Genomic DNA, 1338 nt, shown 5'->3' on the forward strand with positions numbered 1-1338 from the left:
TGTCGCCCACCACGACGGCCGGAACGCCGGCCGGCAGGCGGGCCGCATCGGCAACCAGCAAGGCCGCCGCGCCGCCGGCAACCGCCTGCTCCAGGAAATCGTGGGCATCGAAACGCTCCCCGGCCAGCGCAACGAACAGGGCCCCCTGGGCGATGGCCCGGGTATCGGTCGACACCCCGTCGACCGCGACATCGGTGCCGACCATCCGGCCCTGCACATCACGGGCGACCTGTGACAGCAAACCGTTCATCATGCACTTCCCTCCTGTTGAGCCCGACGCTGGGCGAGCGCGGCACCGGCTTGTTCGACATCGGAGAACGGCAGGCGGACGCTGCCCATGTCCTGATAGGGTTCATGCCCCTTGCCGGCGAGCAACACGACATCGCGCACATCGGCTTCGAGCACGGCGCGGCGAATGGCGGTTGCGCGGTCGATTTCGGTTTCCGCCTGGCGCATGCCGGCCACGATGTCGGCAATGATGGTTGCCGGCGCTTCGCTGCGCGGGTTGTCGCTGGTCACCAGGACACGGTCGGCACAGCGTTCGGCGACGGCACCCATTTCCGGGCGCTTGCCCTTGTCGCGATCGCCGCCGCAGCCGAAAACGACCACCAATTGGCCATTTCGGCTGTCGGCCACGGCGCGTAGGGCAGTCAGTGCGTTTTCCAGCGCATCCGGCGTATGGGCGTAGTCGACCACGACCAGCGGCTCACCCTCTCCCCCGACACGCTCCAGGCGCCCCGGCGGCGGCGTCAGTTCGGACAGACGGCGTGCCACGTCCTGCGCCGCCAGGCCGGCATCGTAGAGGACGGCAGCGATGGCCAGCAGGTTGGAGAGGTTGTAGCGACCGACCAGCATCGTATCGACCACCGCCCGGCCGTTCGGCAACACCAGATTGAAGCGCTGACCGAAGGGCGTATCGACCGGGTCTTCGGCCCGCACCGCGGCGGGGTAATCGCGGCGCTGCTCCCCGATGGCGTAGCCGAGCACGCGCAGAGCCGTCGCTTCGCGCGACAGCTTGCGCCCCAGCGCGTCGTCCAGGTTGACCACGGCCGTCCGCAGCCGCGGCCAGTGGAAGAGCTGCTCCTTGGCGTCGGCATAGGCTTCCATCGTACCGTGATAATCGAGATGGTCGCGCGTGAAATTGGTGAAGACCGCCACATCGACCCGGGCACCGTTCATGCGACCTTCGGCAATGCCGATCGAACTGGCTTCCAGGGCCACCGCCGCTGCGCCACGCCCGCGGAACTCGGCCAGACAGCGCATCAGCGTCGTCGCTTCCGGCGTTGTGAAGCCGGTTTCCACCAGCTCGCCCGGAAAACCGACGCCCAGCGTGCCAAT

General features: G+C 68.2%; 2 protein-coding genes. Both read right to left on the minus strand.

The genetic code is table 11. The features are described from left to right. The coding region (locus A6M56_RS13265; protein ID WP_286758170.1) for a Mur ligase domain-containing protein at nucleotides 1–253 on the minus strand (253 nt) is incomplete at its 3' end. Then, the coding region (locus tag A6M56_RS13270; protein ID WP_286758171.1) for a Mur ligase family protein at nucleotides 250–1338 on the minus strand (1089 nt) is incomplete at its 5' end. The genes A6M56_RS13270 and A6M56_RS13265, both read right to left, overlap by 4 nt.

The organism is Ralstonia sp. RL (assembly GCF_001683835.1).
GTDB classification, from domain to species: Bacteria; Pseudomonadota; Gammaproteobacteria; order Burkholderiales; family Burkholderiaceae; genus Ralstonia; species Ralstonia mannitolilytica.